Consider the following 15,958-nt stretch of genomic DNA (forward strand, 5'->3'; position numbering starts at 1 on the left):
CACTTATTAGAGAAGCCCTGCTAGAAATAGCAGGGCTTTTTTACATCTATCAAAAATGTATATTCAGTAATCAATTGGCGAATAGATAGAATGACAACTCAACTGCATCAAACCTTTTAGAAAGCCTAGTCTTACGACTAGGCTTTCGTCGTTTCTAGAGTGCGATAATTTGGTCTTCTACCAATGAGTCCGGTTTATGTACGAGTCCGATGGAATACCAGCTCAGCAATTCCACCACTATGCTAAGCCCAAGTATAACTGCTTGGGCTTTATTGCATTTGAGTTACTGTGGTCACTCTTCAGTCGATAGAGTAAGCAAAAGATTTGTCCACAACCCAGAACCCTCCCCACATTCCATAACTTATCTGAAGGTCTAGTCTTACGAGTAGAGTCGTGTGCTTTGTGGGGTTCGACAATTTGCTCTTTGACTAACGCTCTCCTCTCTCTTACAAGCTAGTCATTACGATTTTTATCAAGAAGCTTCGCTAGAAATAGCGGGCTTTCTTCTATCTGAAACATAGTGTCACGTGCTGCGGTCGAAACCTTCCCGAAAAGGTTATGTCCGTTCCCCTAATTATTACGCTACTGATCACGAGGTCTTAGACTCTCATCGCTCTGGCAATGTCTTATAAGGTTACTTATTTTCAATTACTTCTTCAGTCTAGCGTGATATGAAAGTCCTAACCTCAACAGTGACTTTACCTTGGTAGTTTCTGGTAACAAACAGGTTCAGAGGTTGGACGCTACATGATCTCCCCTACAATGGAAGATGTGACTGGTAGTCTATCGTGGATATTTCATTCCTCTAATCGTGTCTAAAGGGGGAGGGTCTTATTTTGATGCTCTTGTTAGAATTGGCATTAATGCTTCGCTAAGCGTTAGTGAGGGGCTGCATTTTAGTGCTATTTCTTAACCCTCTTTGATTTTGGTTATGTGATTGGTCTAGATGACTTTGCTCTGTGGTGGGAGACTGTGGAGGTAGGGCTTGTTGAGAGGTAATTTATAGATAAATAAGAAGCCGATGCTGGGCATCGGCTTCTTATTTATACAGCGAGATTTAAGCTGGTTGAACTAGAGCGAGTGCCTTACGAGATACCTCGTGGGCTGCTTTGGTTAAGTTCTGCTTCTCTAGTGCATCAGATAGATATCCGTAATCTGAAACATTAGAGCGAAGTGCTAGTGCTTTTTCGAAATGGCTTTGCGCTTCTGCCCATTTTTGTTCTCTTAGATAGAACTGAGCTAATGCACTGTGTGCTTCTGCGTTATTGTTATCTTTGTTGATAGCGCGCTCTAGCATAACAACCACTGGATGGTGATCAGCAAGATTCAGCTCTGGAAGTAGCATGTAGAGCTCGTTCGAACCTGTTTTAGCAATGTTCTCTTTGATAACTGTGAAAGCTTCTGCATCGGCTTTACGTGCGATCAGTTGTTTTACGAAACAAGAGACAAGGTGTGAGCTTTGCTTTTGTTTTCTTGAAAGCTTGTTCCAGTGACTGATTAAGCCTTCGCTGCCTTGTTGTTGTGCCACATCGTGAAGCAAACCACATTGTGCTTTCTGCTCTAGTTCACGCTGCTCATCTGCTGTTAGGAGCTTGTTCTTAGCGAGCTTAGGCGTTAGTTCCAGCAATGGTTGCCATAACTTAAGCTGCATGTAGGTCGCTTTTAGTAAGCCCAGGACTGCAGTGTTGTTCGGGTGTGAACCTTTAAGATTTGAAAGCGTATCGAAAGCGGCTTCGTAGTTTGATTCGCTGATCTGTTGTTTGGCTTTAGTTAGCTCAACGGCCAATAGAGAATCGTCTTGTTGGCTAGCCAGTTCGATGTATTTATCGCGTTCAGCGGTATTGCCCTGCTCATGCGCTGCTTGAGAGGCCACTAGGTAACAAAGCAGAGGCATGTCGTGGTGATTTGCCCAACGTGTCACTTTCTTCTCAGCACCTTTCCAGTCACCTTCAAGAAGCTTGATTATGCCTTCATTGGTATAACGGCGAGAGCGCTTAAGTTTACGAACACTGAACCAGTTCCAAGTTGTTGAGCTAGCGTAAATAAGCTTCTTAAATAGGTACTCTAAGCCAAACAGTGCAGCCAAAAGGACAATCACAAAGATAGCCATTGTTGTCACACTCATCTCAATCGTCTTGTTGGCAATTGAGATCAGCACATAACCTTGTTGACCTGAAAACTGAGTGCCGACAAACAGACCTGCACCGAGTACAAGGAAAAGAAAAATCAAACGAATCATTATTTCTCCTCCGAGGTCATTACCGTCACCTCACGGCGTAGACGTTCACGAATCACATCAGATAACTGATTCTGAGACTCAAGCTTCACAGGGTATTTAACAGTGATGTTCTGTTCGCTTAATTGCTTGATTGCCTTCTCGAATTCGATGACTGAGTTGTTATCTTGGTTTAGGTATGACTTAGACCACTCGTTAGCTGTCTTTAGAGCTGCGCTATAAACTTCACCTTGCTCTTTGTAGACTGCACGAATTGCAGTTTCCAGTTTACCCTTGATGTTTTCACGCAGGTAGAAGTGCTGTTCTGGTGATAGTAGAGGGATAACCTCGCCATCTCGACTACGGAAAGTGATAAAGTTTTCTGAGAAGTCTTTCATCGACGTCATCAGGTTGCTTTGCCAGTCATTAATGTCTTGAGATACGGCTTTTTTCTCGACGATTTCAGCCTCAGGAAGAATCGCATTCGCTAGAGGTAGCTTATCGACTTGTTGCTGAAGGCTTGTGATACGTAGCACCAAACCATCGCGGTCGATCAGAGGAATAGTGCGAAGCTTAGTGATGTCGTTAGTCATAGACTGGCGCAGAGATACTAGGCTTGGATCGTTGAGTGCGGCGATACGCTGATCGGCACTTTCCATAAGTTTGGTTGCGCTAACAGCATCATGCTCAAGGAATAGTTTGCGGCCAGCAAGTTTTACTAGGTAATCGGCTTCAGCAAGCAGCCAGTCATTCGGACGACGACCTTTGACATCAGCTACCGCTAGTTGCAGGCTTTGAATGCTCTTTTGTTGTTGAGATTGTACAACCTGAGTTTTCTCTACCGCATGTGATGCTTCTTGGATGGTCTCTTGTTTGATGGCTTGCAGGTCTTTATTTACAGCAGATTGGGTATTTTGTAGCTGGGCTTGAAGTGCTGCGATTTGATCTGAATATTCAGCACTCTTTTGCTGCATTTGGAAGGCAATACCACCGCTGAAGATAATAGAAATTGCGATAGCGATAGCGCCGAATTTCACACCGCGCTTGCCTTGCTTTTCTGCTTTCTCAATTTGTTCTTTGTGGTCGGCTTGAGTCTGCTCAGTGTGAGTCGTATTCGGTGCTGGGGCCTCAAGCTTTGACTCAGCTTCTTTTGATTCAGCGCTTTCGTCTTTGGTCGCTACTGGCTGAGTATCTTGGTTCTGTTCAGGTTCAATATGCTCATTATTTTTTTTGCTTGTCATGCTTATTTCCTGTTTCTAGCTAGGGCTGGAGAGCAGCCAGTAATATTTGGTTCGCAGCACTTTGAGTATTCGTAACGTTAGAGAAGCCGAGCTGTTGTGCTCGTTGTGCTATGCGCTTGCTTGGAACAAACAAATGTCTCGTTGAAAGCCAAGCAGAATACTCACCAGGGGTAATGGAGCACAGATACTCCAGTTGTTCCTGACTTGTGACGACTACTTTGGACGTTTTTTTGTTTATCCATGTTTGATAGGTATTGTGATCGTTTATTGGAATATATTCTCTACGGTAGGTCTCACAATAAGAGACTTGTGCACCTAGGTTGAGCAAAGAATCTCGAATGAGCTCTCGCCCACCATTCCCACGTAGTATCAAAATGGATTTGTTATTTACGTCTCTCAGTTCAGCAAGTTTAAGAAGATGTTCACTATCACTAACTTGAGGATAGTTTACTTTTTGTTTACAGACTTTGCTTAAAACGTGCGCAGTTTTTTGACCAACGCCAAGATAAAGCGGCGAAGTAGGCCAAACGGACGAAGTTTTAGAAAGGATATTTTGAGCCGCGGTCACGGCATGATGGCTGACAGCGATGATGATATCGCTGTTGTTGAGCCGGACGCTTAAGTTGGCTGTGTCTGGATTATCAATGATACGAATAAGCGGATGATGGATCGCTTGAACCCCTTCATCCGCTAGTTGTTGGCAAAGCGATTGTCCCTCTACACCGGGACGAGTTACCAACACAGTCATGATTATTCTTGGTCTGCGTATAGCTTGGTTAAGATTTCTCTCGCACCGTCATCCAGCAGTTGATTAGCCAGAGTAACGCCAAGTGCTTCAGCATCTTTACGAGGGCCGGAGATCTCACCGCGAACCATCTTAGAACCATCAGGTTCACCTACAAGTGCACGTAGCCAGATGTTGTCGCCATCTAATAGTGAGTAGCTACCGATAGGCACCTGGCAACCACCCTCCAGAGTCAGGTTCATTGCACGTTCGCAAAGTACGCGGTCTGCTGTGTCTTGGTGGTTCAGTGGCTCAAGAAGTTTAATCAGACGCTCATCATCAAGACGACACTCGATACCTACAGCGCCTTGGCCTACTGCTGGTAGAGATTGCTCTGGTTCGATAAAGCTACGGATACGCTCTTCTAGTTCCAGACGCTTAAGGCCTGCTGCTGCCAGAACGATAGCATCGTATTGGCCGTCATCGAGTTTACCCAGACGAGTGCCAACATTGCCGCGCAGCTCTTTGATGATCAAATCAGGGCGGTATTCTAGAAGCTGACACTGACGACGCAGGCTACATGTACCTACGACAGCACCTTGTGGTAGTTCATCAATGTTGTTGTATGTGTTTGATACGAATGCGTCACGAGGATCTTCACGTTCACAAATCGTCACTAGACCTAGGCCTTCAGGAAAGTCGACAGGTACATCTTTCATTGAGTGAACTGCAAGGTCAGCACGACCTTCTAGCATTGCCACTTCAAGTTCTTTTACGAACAGACCTTTACCACCCACTTTGGCAAGCGGTGTATCTAGGATGATGTCACCTTTGGTCACCATAGTTACCAACTCAACCTCTAAACCAGGGTGAGCAGCTTGAAGAGCATCCCTTACAAAGTATGCCTGCCAAAGGGCAAGAGGGCTTTTTCTGGTTGCGATACGGATTGGTGTTGAATTTGTCATGGTGTTTCCGATATAGGTTCTGTAATAGCCTAATCCTACCATTGTGAGGCGAAAATTCTTACTGTTTGATCATTCCATGCTTTGATAGCTGAGAGATTTTCATAAGTTCACCAAAATAGTGTGATTGGTATCTCATTTGAAACATGGGCTATTATTAGAAATAGTCAATAAAGAGGACACTACGGCGCCGTGAGTTTAACTTTTTGTCATTAAGGAATTAGCCGGTCTGGCGGCTTCCTTTGCTTTACCATTAGGGGTAAAAGTGTTAAATTGATCACGTTTTGTTGCTGCTTTCGTTCAGTAACTAAACAGAAGTGCATTTAATCTCAAACCAAGGACTTACCTTGCAGGCTTACACTCAAACATTGATTCAACGATTAGACAATCTAAATCAACAGCGCATTGATCGTGCGTTGGCGTTGATGAATGTGCAAGGTCAACGAGTTTTCAATCTTATTCCCGCACTACTTCACTTCAATCATCCAATGATGCCTGGTTATTATGATCAACAAGTTCCTTTTGGAATTCGTAGCTTCACGCTTAATGAATTCCAAAAGCAATTTGTCTCTGATACTGAACTTACTTTAGGTGGCAAGCTAACCGAGTCTGCGGAGCCCGCAATTCTTGGCCTTTACACCATGGGCAGTACCTCTTCTATTGGTCAAAGCACGTCAAGCGACCTCGATATCTGGGTGTGTGTATCTCCGGATATGGACGGCCCAGCTCGCGATAGCCTTACCAATAAATGTCTGTTGATTACCGACTGGGCTGAAACCTTAGGCGTTGAAGCTAACTTCTTCTTAATGGATGAAGAGCGTTTCCGTTCGAACCATTCAGAAGAGATGACCGGTGATAACTGTGGTTCTTCACAGCACTTATTACTGCTTGATGAGTTCTATCGCTCAGCGGTTCGCTTGGCTGGTCAACGTTTGTTGTGGCAAATCATTCCGCCAGAAATGGAAGAGTGCTATGACGAATATGTTCAAGGCTTGTGTCAGGATGGCTATCTTGATTGTTCGCAGTGGATTGATTTCGGTAAGCTGAATCGCATTCCTGCAGAAGAGTACTTTGGTTCTAACTTGTGGCAGCTCTATAAGAGTATCGACTCACCGTATAAATCGGTGTTAAAGGCGATCTTGCTAGAAGCCTATTCATGGGAATACCCAAACACCCAACTCTTGAGTATCGATACCAAGCGTCGCTTTTTTGCGGATGAACCGGATCTGTATGGCATGGATAGCTACTATCTGATGCTAGAAAAGGTAACTCGCTACCTAGAGCGTATTAACGACCACACTCGTTTGGATTTGGTGAGACGCTGTTTCTACCTTAAGACCCACGAGAAGTTGTCGCGTGAAGCAGGTATCGGTTCTGTAGCATGGCGTCGTGAAGCCCTAACCGAGATGACTAAGTCTTGGAATTGGGGACAGGAAACCATTGCTGAGCTCGATAACCGACGTAACTGGAAGGTTGAGCAGGTGAAAGTGGTGCACCACGCACTGCTTGATGCCTTGATGCTGAGCTATCGTAACCTGATTCAATTTGCACGTCGTAATGACATCACTTCGGCAATCAGTCCACAAGATATCAGTATCTTGGCACGTAAGCTTTATGCTGCGTTTGAGGTGTTGCCTGGCAAAGTGACGCTACTGAATCCGCAAATCTCTCCGGATCTGCATGAACCTGACTTGAGCTTTATAGAGGTTCGCCAAGGGCAATCGAATAAAGCGGGTTGGTACTTGTACAAACAGCCACTGATTGCGCACCGCATTCTTGGTCAGCCTTCGCTCGAGCACCATGAGTACTTGAGTAAGCTGGTTGCATGGTCATTCTTTAATGGTTTGATTACTGAATCGACACGTTTGCATTCTGTGGTTCGTGACGCCCACATTGATATCGATAAGTTCTATCAAATGGTGAGTGACCTACGTAATACCTTCTCTTTACGTAAACGCCGTCCGAGTATGCAAGCACTGGCGAGTCCGTGTGAGATCAGCCAGCTGGCGATGTTCATCAACTTTGAAAACGATCCGACTTCTGAATTAAGCGGTCGTGCTTTGAAGGTCGATCTGAAGAACGCCGATATCTTTAGTTTTGGTGAAGAAGGTAAGAGTTTAGTCGGCAGTGTCGATCTGGTTTATCGTAACTCTTGGCATGAAGTACGTACGCTGCATTTCCAAGGTGATACAGCAATGTTGGATGCCCTTAAGACGGTACTTGGTAAAATGCACCAAGATGCGTTGCCGCCAGAGTCGGTTGATGTGTTCTGTTACAGCAAAAACCTGCGTGGTGTGATGCGTAATATGGTGTATCAACTGCTTGCTGAGTGTATCGATTTACGATTAAAGCCGATTGAACCAGAGAAACGCCGTCGCTTTAAGGCTATTCGTTTAGCTAATAAGATGTTTGGTCTGTTCTTCGAGCGTCGTGGTGTATCGGTACAGATGTTGGAAAACTCAGTCGACTTCTATCGTAGTATCTCAACTAATAAGTTGAAGGGTTCTCCTTTACTGATGCTCGATAAAGAGCAGGAGTATCAACTGCCAGAAGTGGTGGATGGTTTTGCGAGTGAGGGCTTAATTCAGTTCTTCTTTGAAGATACCGATAAAGGTTTCAATATCTATGTATTGGACGAATCGAATCAGGTTGAGGTGTATCACCAGTACAGCGGTGAAAAAGATGAGATGATCGCGAGCGTAAACTCTTTCTACACGTCGGTAAAAGATGAGTCGAAGATGTCGTCAAAGTTGATTAACTTTAACTTACCTCAGTACTACCAAATCGTTCATCCAGAAGAGGGCAACTCTTATGTTGTGCCTTATCGTAATGATGCCACTTTAGCTTCTCGGAGCTCAAAGATAGTTAACATCTAGTTGATTTCGACAGATAGATATTAAAAAGGAGTGATTGAATCACTCCTTTTTTTGTTTTGCTTATCAGTGTTAGACCCAGTCGATATCTTCACCTGCGTGCTTCACGCATTCTTCTTTAACCATCTCAAACAGCTCCATGCCCGTCTTTGAACATGTCCACTTGTCGTCAACTAGCTTGAAGTGAAAGCCACCAGATTTAGACGCTAACCAGATTTCTTTCATTGGTTCTTGGCGGTTAATGATGATTTGGCTGCGGTTCTCAAACTCCAGCGTCATCACGTTGCCCGTCACTTCGTAATCAATATCTGCCTCTGATTCATCGATAGCTTCTTCGATGTTTTGCATCTGTATATCGACCAGCTGATGAAATTCAGTCTCGTTCATCCTTTCTATCCTATTGCTTTTCCTGAGTGTGGTGCGATTATAGGGGGCATTGAGTTAATAATCACGATATGCAAAATGAAAAAATTAATTACTGCTCTATTTATGATGTCCGTTATTGGACTTTCTGGTTGTGGTCAAACGGGTCCTTTGTACGATCCTGATGAAGTTCAGCAGACCGAACAATCACAATAAGTGAAAACACGCAGAAATCGTTATTTATAAGGGATAAGAACTTTGGATTACTTCAACTATCAGGAAGATGGCCAGCTTTGGGCTGAGGACGTCGCACTTTCACAACTCGCAGAGCAATATGGTACACCGCTGTATGTATATTCTCGTGCTACATTAGAACGCCACTGGAATGCGTTTGATTCATCGGTTGGTGAGCATCCACACTTGGTATGCTATGCCGTTAAGGCGAACTCGAACCTTGGCGTATTGAATACCCTAGCTCGATTAGGTTCTGGCTTTGATATCGTTTCTGGCGGTGAGCTAGAGCGTGTTGTGGCTGCAGGTGGCGATCCGGCGAAAGTTGTGTTCTCTGGTGTCGGCAAAACAGCCGCTGAAATGAAACGTGCGCTTGAGTTAAACATTAAGTGTTTCAACGTAGAGTCTGAGCCAGAGCTAGAGAGACTGAATAAAGTCGCTGGTGAGCTTGGTGTTAAGGCGCCGATTTCACTGCGTATCAACCCAGACGTTGATGCAAACACTCACCCTTATATCTCGACAGGTCTGCGTGATAACAAATTTGGTATTGCCTTCGACCGTGCGCCTGCCGTTTACGCTTTTGCACAAACACTTGAGAACTTGTCTATCCATGGTATTGATTGCCACATCGGTTCTCAATTAACTGACATCGAGCCTTTCATTGATGCGACTGATCGTTTGCTTGCTCTGATCGACCAACTACGTGCTGATGGTATTAATATTAAGCACCTTGATGTTGGTGGTGGTTTGGGTGTGGTATATCGTGATGAATTACCACCACAACCGTCAGATTACGCAAAAGCACTATTGGCGCGTCTAGACAATCATTCTGATCTAGAGCTGATTTTCGAGCCTGGAAGAGCGATTGCTGCTAACGCTGGTGTACTATTAACGAAAGTTGAGTTCCTCAAGCCAACTGAACACAAGAACTTTGCCATTATCGATGCTGCAATGAACGATTTGATGCGTCCAGCGCTTTACCAAGCTTGGCAAGACATCGTTCCTGTAAGCCCGCGTCAGGGTGAAGCTGTGACTTATGACTTGGTTGGTCCTATCTGTGAGACAGGTGACTTCCTAGGTAAAGATCGTGAGCTAGTGCTTGAAGAGGGCGATTTACTTGCTGTTCGCTCAGCTGGTGCTTATGGTTTTGTCATGTCTTCAAACTACAACACTCGTTCGCGTGCGGCTGAAGTGATGGTTGATGGCAACAAAACTCATTTGGTTCGTCAGCGTGAAGAGCTTACGAGCTTGTGGGAACTTGAAAACATTCTTCCGGAGTAATTTAAAGCGTTATGCACTTCCACTTTTCTAAAATGCATGGTTTGGGCAATGATTTCATGGTCGTGGACTGCATTACTCAAAATATTTTCTTTTCTCCAGATTTGATCCGTCGTTTGGCGGATCGTCACACTGGTGTGGGCTTTGACCAGCTACTTGTGGTTGAGGCTCCCTATGATCCAGAAACTGATTTCCATTACCGCATATTTAATGCAGATGGCAGTGAAGTGGAGCAGTGTGGTAATGGTGCTCGTTGTTTTGCACGCTTTGTTCGTATGAAAGGCTTAACGAATAAGTACAGCATCAACGTCAGCACCAAGAAAGGTAAAATGGTTCTCAAGATTGAAGAGAATGACCTGATCACCGTGAACATGGGCATTCCTGAGTTCGAACCAAGCAAGATCCCATTTAAAGCGAAGCAACCTGAAAAGACCTACATCCTAAGAACCGATGCACATACTTTATTCTGTGGCGCGGTCAGCATGGGCAACCCGCATGTGGTCACTGTCGTTGATGATGTCGATACGGCCGATGTGGATACCTTGGGTCCACTGCTTGAATCACATGAGCGTTTCCCTGAGCGTGTCAATGCTGGTTTTATGCAGGTGGTTAACCGTGAAGAAGTTCGTCTACGTGTTTACGAACGTGGAGCGGGCGAAACTCAGGCTTGTGGTAGCGGTGCGTGTGGTGCTGTTGCAGTGGGTATCACTCAAGGCTTACTGGCTGAAAATGTGAAAGTTCGTCTACCGGGCGGTGACTTACACATTAGTTGGCAAGGCCCGGGTAAACCTCTGTATATGACAGGCCCTGCTACGCATGTGTTTGATGGCCAGCTTTCTTGCTGATTTCGACATATAACAGATAGATACATAAAAAATAAAGGATAGGTTTTGTCTAACGTTGAAGCCGACGCTCTCACCGCAGAAGTGGTCGCGGAATATTTACGTGATAACCCAGATTTTTTCCAAGACCGAAAAGATTTGGTGGATCGCCTTGCTATTAATAACGTTGAGCAGGGTGCCGTTTCTCTTGTGGAGATTCAGCTTAAACGTCAACGCCAGAGAATCGAAGAGCTAGAAGAAGAGATCACTGGCTTGATGTCTTTGGCGGCGAGTAACGATAAAACCTTCTATGAGTTTATGGACCTGCAAGCGCAAGTACTGAAATGCAGTGACTTCATGCAGGTGATTAAAGCGGTTGAGCAAAAGGCACTCGACCTAGGGTTGAAGGCTCATTTGCGAATCCTTTCGCAAACGGGTTTTTATCAGCTCAGCGAAGAGGGCTACTCGAAGTTTTCACTCAACCACTTTAATGGCAAAGATGCCTACCTTGGGCGCTTAAGAAAAGCTGACAGACAAGATTTGTTTGGTGATTTCCCGGTTCCAGAGCTAGGCTCTTATGTAGTACTACCGCTCGCTAAGCAGTCTCCATTGGGGTTACTCGCCTTTTCTAGTGAAGATGGCGGGCATTTCCAACCTCATATGGATACGCTCTTTTTACGCCACTTAGCACTTGTTGTGTCTCATCTGGCGGACACCTTACCTTGGCAGATAAATAATGAGCCTAGAGCCCAAAACACCTCTTCCTAATAGCCTTCAAAAGCCTCTTTCTCGCTTCTATGAATATCTAAGAAGCGAGAAGGGACTCAGCCTACACACCCAGCGAAACTACAAACAACAACTTGAAACCATGGCTGAACACTTAGTCACTCTGGGGCTAAAGGATTGGCGCCAAGTCGATGCGGCTTGGGTAAGACAACTTGCCAGTAAAGGCATGCGTGATGGAATGAAGGCAAGCAGTATTGCGACTCGCTTATCGTCACTGCGTAGCTTCTTTGATTTTCTTGTCTTACGTGGCGAAATCACTGCAAACCCTGCAAAAGGGGTCTCTGCACCTCGTAAGCAGCGCCCGTTACCAAAAAACCTCGATGTAGATGAAGTCGGTCAGTTGCTTGATGTGAATGAAGACGATCCGCTGTCGATTCGTGATCGAGCGATGATGGAGGTGATGTACGGTGCTGGCTTGCGTCTTGCTGAACTGGTTGGTATTAACCTCAAAGACGTGCTGAGCCGCCAAGGAGAAATCCGAGTCATCGGTAAAGGTGACAAAGAGCGCAAGGCGCCATTTTCGGGCTTAGCCAAAGAGTGGGTCGATAAGTGGCTGCGAGTCCGCGGTGAATTGGCTTCTCCGGGAGAGGACGCGCTGTTTGTTTCCAAGCTGGGAACACGCATCTCACACCGCAGTGTGCAAAAACGTATGGAAGAGTGGGGCAAGAAGCAATCTGTAGCGAGCCATATTAGCCCGCACAAACTGCGTCACTCCTTTGCGACCCACGTACTTGAATCGAGCCAAAATCTACGTGCTGTTCAAGAATTGCTGGGTCATGAAAACATTTCGACTACTCAAGTGTACACTCATTTGGATTTTCAACACTTAGCACAAGCTTATGATCAGGCTCATCCCAGAGCTCGTAAGAAGAACAAAGATTAGATTAAAGGTTTTACTATGCGAATTTATCGAGGGTTACAGCCCATCAAAGCCATGACCTTTGACTTGGATGACACCCTATACGACAACTGGCCTGTGATCATGAAGGTTGAGAAGGAGATGGCGCAGTGGCTTTTTCAAGAGCACCCTGTGTCTACTTCTTTATCTTTGGAAGAGTGGCAAGCTGTAAAACAACAAGTCGCATTGGAAAACCCACAGCTAAAGCACGATGTCACCTTGTGGCGTGAAACCCAGATTAAGACTGGTTTACTGCAGTTGGGTTACTCGCAGCAGCAAGCGGAACAAGCGGCTCATGATGGTATCGAGTACGCGTTGTGGTTGCGTAATCAAGTCGATGTCCCTCAAGAAACACACCGCGTCATGGCGGAACTTACCCAGCGTGTTCCTTTAGTGGCGATAACCAATGGTAATGTCGACCCCTATAAAATTGGCCTTGGGCAATACTTCCAGTTAATCCTCAAAGCTGGCCCTGACGGCAGAGCAAAACCCTACCCAGACATGTTTGATAAAGCGCAGCAATACCTAGGTTTTGATGCGAATAACATTCTTCATGTGGGGGATCACCTGAGAACTGATGTCTACGGAGCGAAGAAAAATGGCTTCCAAGCATGCTGGTTTAATGACACTGGTTCCAATTTATACCTTTCTTCGAAGGCGAGTGTGCTTCCTGATGTTGAAATAGATCAACTCAGTGACCTTATGCGACTAATTTAATTTCTACTGCGAGCTTATTGTGTCGCATTTATGATAGTGAATTGTTACATTAGTCGCCATTAACAGCCTGTTTAGGCTAGGATAATTGGCGATTACTTTTTACGATTCATTTCAGTCATAGCGGTGGTTGCGGGTTCTCTACTCCATTAGAATTTGAACAAGGGTTGGCATGCAAACATATACATTTCTCGCAAATACAGAGGAGCAATTTAGATCCGAATTTGCTCAGCGCGAATGGTGTGACAGCAAACAATACCTAATTCAACTTTTCTCTACTCAATCACCTGATATAGCTCGTCAAATTGCCAGTGTGGCACTGGGGCACCTAAGCCATGCGACACTGATCGGCCAGAGTGCCCGTCATGTTATCTGTGATAACTGTCTTGAGAGCACCTGTACCTTAGTGATTGTTAGTGAGTTCAACGAAACTCGTTTAACCTCAGCGGTGCAGCCTTTTACTGGTAACCCAAACCAAGATAGCCAAGCCCTCGCTTCTCAACTCGATCTCTCGAAAGATACCAAAACCGTCATCAGCCTGTGTGATCAGGTTGAAGGTCGTGACTACCCTATTTACGGCGCCTTTGAAAATAGCTCTTACGCATTGCCTGTGGCTGGTGGATTGTGTCACGAAAATGAGCACGGGCGTTGGGTCATGCATAATGAACAAACCTACCAACACGCGTGTGTAGCGGTCGCTTTGACCAATCCGAGGTTGAAGGTTTGGTCAGACGCGTACTCTGAGTGGAACCCTATTGGGATGAAGCTACGAGTGACTCATGCGGTAGGGAACCGCCTATATGCGCTGAATGATAAGCCAGCGATTGAGGTGTTCAAGCACTACCTGGCTGATGGCAAAGATCTCCCTTTTAGCCAACTAATGAGCTTTCCGCTCTATCGTGAGCTTGGCAGAAAGAAAGGCATTTCTACACCGTTGCGCATCAATGATGATGGCAGTATCGAATTTGATAGTCCTTGGCAGATAGGTGAAGAAGCTCAGTTTTGTTATAACCACCCGTCACTCACTGCAGAAAAGGTGCGCCATGGTGCAGAGATGCTTGCCATGCATCAACCTGAGTCTGTAATCATCTATAACTGTGTTTCTCGCTTGGAGTTTATCGATAGCAAACTAGAGCTGAAGCCGTTTGAAGGGATCGTGAATACGTGTGGTGCTTACTGTATGGGTGAGCTTTATCGTACAGAAGAGCGTCAAGACATTCTTCACCACAGCCTAACTTATATCGCGATGAGAGAGTCTGACGAGATTAATGAGTTTCGTTGTGAAGACTTTAAGTGTGACTCTACGGTTTCACCGCTACTTAACTTGGTACGAAATGCAGTGGCTGATCTTGATAGCATGAACACACAGATGGAGAAGAAACTTCATCAACAGGCACGCCGCTTAACTGAGAGTTATCGTATCGACTCTCGTACTGGGCTGCCTAACCGTATTGTTTTGAAAGAGCGACTCAACACGATTCTTTTTAGTGAGCACTTGCTAACTCTGAAGCTTACTAATTTCCATCAAGTGAATGAGAAGTATGGTTATCAAGTCGGTGACCAGTTGTTGCTTGATCTCTCCAATCACTTTGTTGAACGCTTGCAGCTTCGTGTGGTGAAAGAACCGAACGTGAAGGTTGAGTTGTTCAGTATTGGTGTGGGTGAATGGGCGATCATTTTTAATGCGAGTGTCGATAGTGCGCGTATAAAAGAAGGCTTCGTTGAATTCGCGGATGATATCGAACACATTAACTTTGAGCCGTATGGCTTAACCGACATTGATTATTTGTCGGTGTCTCTGTGTGGTGGTTTTGCCAGTCGTTGTGACTTCTTGACTGACAGCGGTGATGAAATCTTGCTGAAAGCGATTGAAGCTCGACGTTATGGCGTGCGTAACAATACCCATATTACCAACGCCAAAGATATTCAGGTGAGCGAAGAAGATCGTAAAGAGCAGCTCGGTTGGTTGAGCTGCGTAAGCCGAGCGATTTTGGATCAGAACATCATTACTTACTCACAGCCGATTGTGGAGGCGGGGACGCACGAAATGATTGGTCAAGAGTGCTTGGTGAGAATCATGGAGTCTGATGGGACGATTGTGCCACCAGGTAAGTTCTTGCCTATGATTGCCGACACCCATCTTTATACACGTCTTAGTCGCCACATGATTAAGAACACCATCGGCTATATGGCAGATAAGCAGAGTCCGTTCTCCATCAACCTTTCTCCGCAAGATCTCCTAAGTGATAAGACACTGGAGGTACTTGAGACTGCGATTAGTGGAATGAACGATCCCACTCGACTTGGGCTCGAGGTGCTCGAATCTGAGCAGATCAAAGATTATGGCCGTATGATTGAGGTGTGTGACCACTTCCGCTCGCTAGGAGCAAGAATCATCGTGGACGATTTTGGCTCTGGTTACTCCAACATTGATGAGATCATCAAGCTGGAGCCACAGATTATTAAGCTCGACGGCAGCTTGATTCGTAACATAGACAAAGACCAGAAGCAGAGAAACATTGCTTCTCAGCTGGTGCGATTGTGCCAAGTGTTTAATGCCAAAACGGTCGCTGAGTTTGTTCACAATCAACAGGTTTGTGAGATAGCCGAACAGATGGGTGTCGATTATCTACAAGGTTATTACTTCGGTGAGCCTAAGCGACTGTTTTAGTTATTAAAGCGAGTAAGCAGCTATACCAGTTGCTTGCGAAACAGCTTAACCACCATTAGTGACTGTTTTGTGGTGGGGTGAATGATGTCTAACTTAGGTCACATTATTCATAAGATGATCGTAAGTATTCCGTGCATGCCTTATCGATAGAAAGCACAATAACTGATCATTAACACAACGA

The 15,958-nt window shown here is 45.3% G+C and carries 13 protein-coding genes; 8 read left to right on the top strand and 5 right to left on the bottom strand.

Annotation, left to right across the window (positions count from 1 at the left end; translation table 11 throughout):
* Positions 1–1,057: 1,057 nt before the first annotated feature.
* The 4 genes from F0232_RS22520 to hemC are packed head-to-tail and all read right to left on the bottom strand — an operon-like array spanning position 1,058 to position 5,145.
* A complete protein-coding gene (locus F0232_RS22520; RefSeq protein ID WP_105057919.1) occupies positions 1,058–2,239 on the bottom strand; it encodes a heme biosynthesis protein HemY in 1,182 nt (393 codons plus the stop codon).
* On the bottom strand, positions 2,239–3,456 hold the full coding sequence (locus F0232_RS22525; RefSeq protein ID WP_105057918.1) for a uroporphyrinogen-III C-methyltransferase: 1,218 nt from the start codon (positions 3,454–3,456) through the stop codon (positions 2,239–2,241). Before F0232_RS22525 ends, F0232_RS22520 begins: the two co-directional genes overlap by 1 nt.
* Before the next feature lie 19 nt (positions 3,457–3,475).
* Positions 3,476–4,204, bottom strand: coding sequence for a uroporphyrinogen-III synthase (locus F0232_RS22530; protein WP_061034257.1), 729 nt, complete (start codon positions 4,202–4,204; stop codon positions 3,476–3,478).
* Positions 4,205–4,206: 2 nt separating this feature from the next.
* Complete coding sequence (hemC, locus tag F0232_RS22535) at positions 4,207–5,145, bottom strand: hydroxymethylbilane synthase (RefSeq protein WP_105057917.1); 939 nt, start codon at positions 5,143–5,145, stop codon at positions 4,207–4,209.
* Positions 5,146–5,489: 344 nt separating this feature from the next.
* Here hemC and F0232_RS22540 point away from each other — a divergent pair, with 344 nt between their 5' ends.
* Positions 5,490–8,018, top strand: coding sequence for a class I adenylate cyclase (locus tag F0232_RS22540; protein WP_061034256.1), 2,529 nt, complete (start codon positions 5,490–5,492; stop codon positions 8,016–8,018).
* Positions 8,019–8,087: 69 nt separating this feature from the next.
* Here the strand turns inward: F0232_RS22540 and cyaY are convergent, their stop codons facing one another.
* Positions 8,088–8,402, bottom strand: coding sequence for an iron donor protein CyaY (cyaY, locus tag F0232_RS22545; protein ID WP_008221918.1), 315 nt, complete (start codon positions 8,400–8,402; stop codon positions 8,088–8,090).
* On the opposite strand from cyaY, the gene F0232_RS22550 reads away from it, so the two are divergent.
* From F0232_RS22550 to F0232_RS22580, 7 genes are all read left to right on the top strand, one after another.
* The gene (locus F0232_RS22550) at positions 8,382–8,594 is read left to right on the top strand and encodes a lipoprotein (protein WP_017061011.1); all 213 of its coding nucleotides are present in this window, start codon (positions 8,382–8,384) and stop codon (positions 8,592–8,594) included. The two genes, cyaY and F0232_RS22550, sit on opposite strands and share 21 nt — an antisense overlap.
* Before the next feature lie 42 nt (positions 8,595–8,636).
* The gene (gene lysA / locus F0232_RS22555) at positions 8,637–9,890 is read left to right on the top strand and encodes a diaminopimelate decarboxylase (protein ID WP_061034255.1); all 1,254 of its coding nucleotides are present in this window, start codon (positions 8,637–8,639) and stop codon (positions 9,888–9,890) included.
* A gap of 11 nt (positions 9,891–9,901) precedes the next feature.
* Positions 9,902–10,732, top strand: a complete 831-nt coding sequence (dapF, locus tag F0232_RS22560) for a diaminopimelate epimerase (RefSeq protein ID WP_008221911.1) — start codon at positions 9,902–9,904, stop codon at positions 10,730–10,732.
* A 45-nt stretch (positions 10,733–10,777) separates the two neighbouring features.
* Entirely contained in the window at positions 10,778–11,476 is a 699-nt protein-coding gene (locus F0232_RS22565) for a DUF484 family protein (protein ID WP_008221909.1), read from the top strand.
* Positions 11,445–12,377 carry a tyrosine recombinase XerC gene (xerC, locus tag F0232_RS22570; RefSeq protein WP_061034253.1) on the top strand — a complete coding sequence of 311 codons (933 nt, stop codon included), beginning with the start codon at positions 11,445–11,447 and terminating at the stop codon, positions 12,375–12,377. Before F0232_RS22565 ends, xerC begins: the two co-directional genes overlap by 32 nt.
* A gap of 15 nt (positions 12,378–12,392) precedes the next feature.
* Positions 12,393–13,109 (top strand): 5-amino-6-(5-phospho-D-ribitylamino)uracil phosphatase YigB, encoded by a 717-nt coding sequence (gene yigB / locus F0232_RS22575; protein WP_105057915.1) that lies wholly within the window; start codon positions 12,393–12,395, stop codon positions 13,107–13,109.
* A gap of 169 nt (positions 13,110–13,278) precedes the next feature.
* Complete coding sequence (locus tag F0232_RS22580; protein WP_105057914.1) at positions 13,279–15,777, top strand: EAL domain-containing protein; 2,499 nt, start codon at positions 13,279–13,281, stop codon at positions 15,775–15,777.
* Positions 15,778–15,958 lie beyond the last annotated feature (181 nt).

It is taken from the genome of Vibrio sp. T3Y01 (assembly GCF_013114525.1).
Taxonomy (GTDB): Bacteria; Pseudomonadota; Gammaproteobacteria; order Enterobacterales; family Vibrionaceae; genus Vibrio; species Vibrio chagasii_B.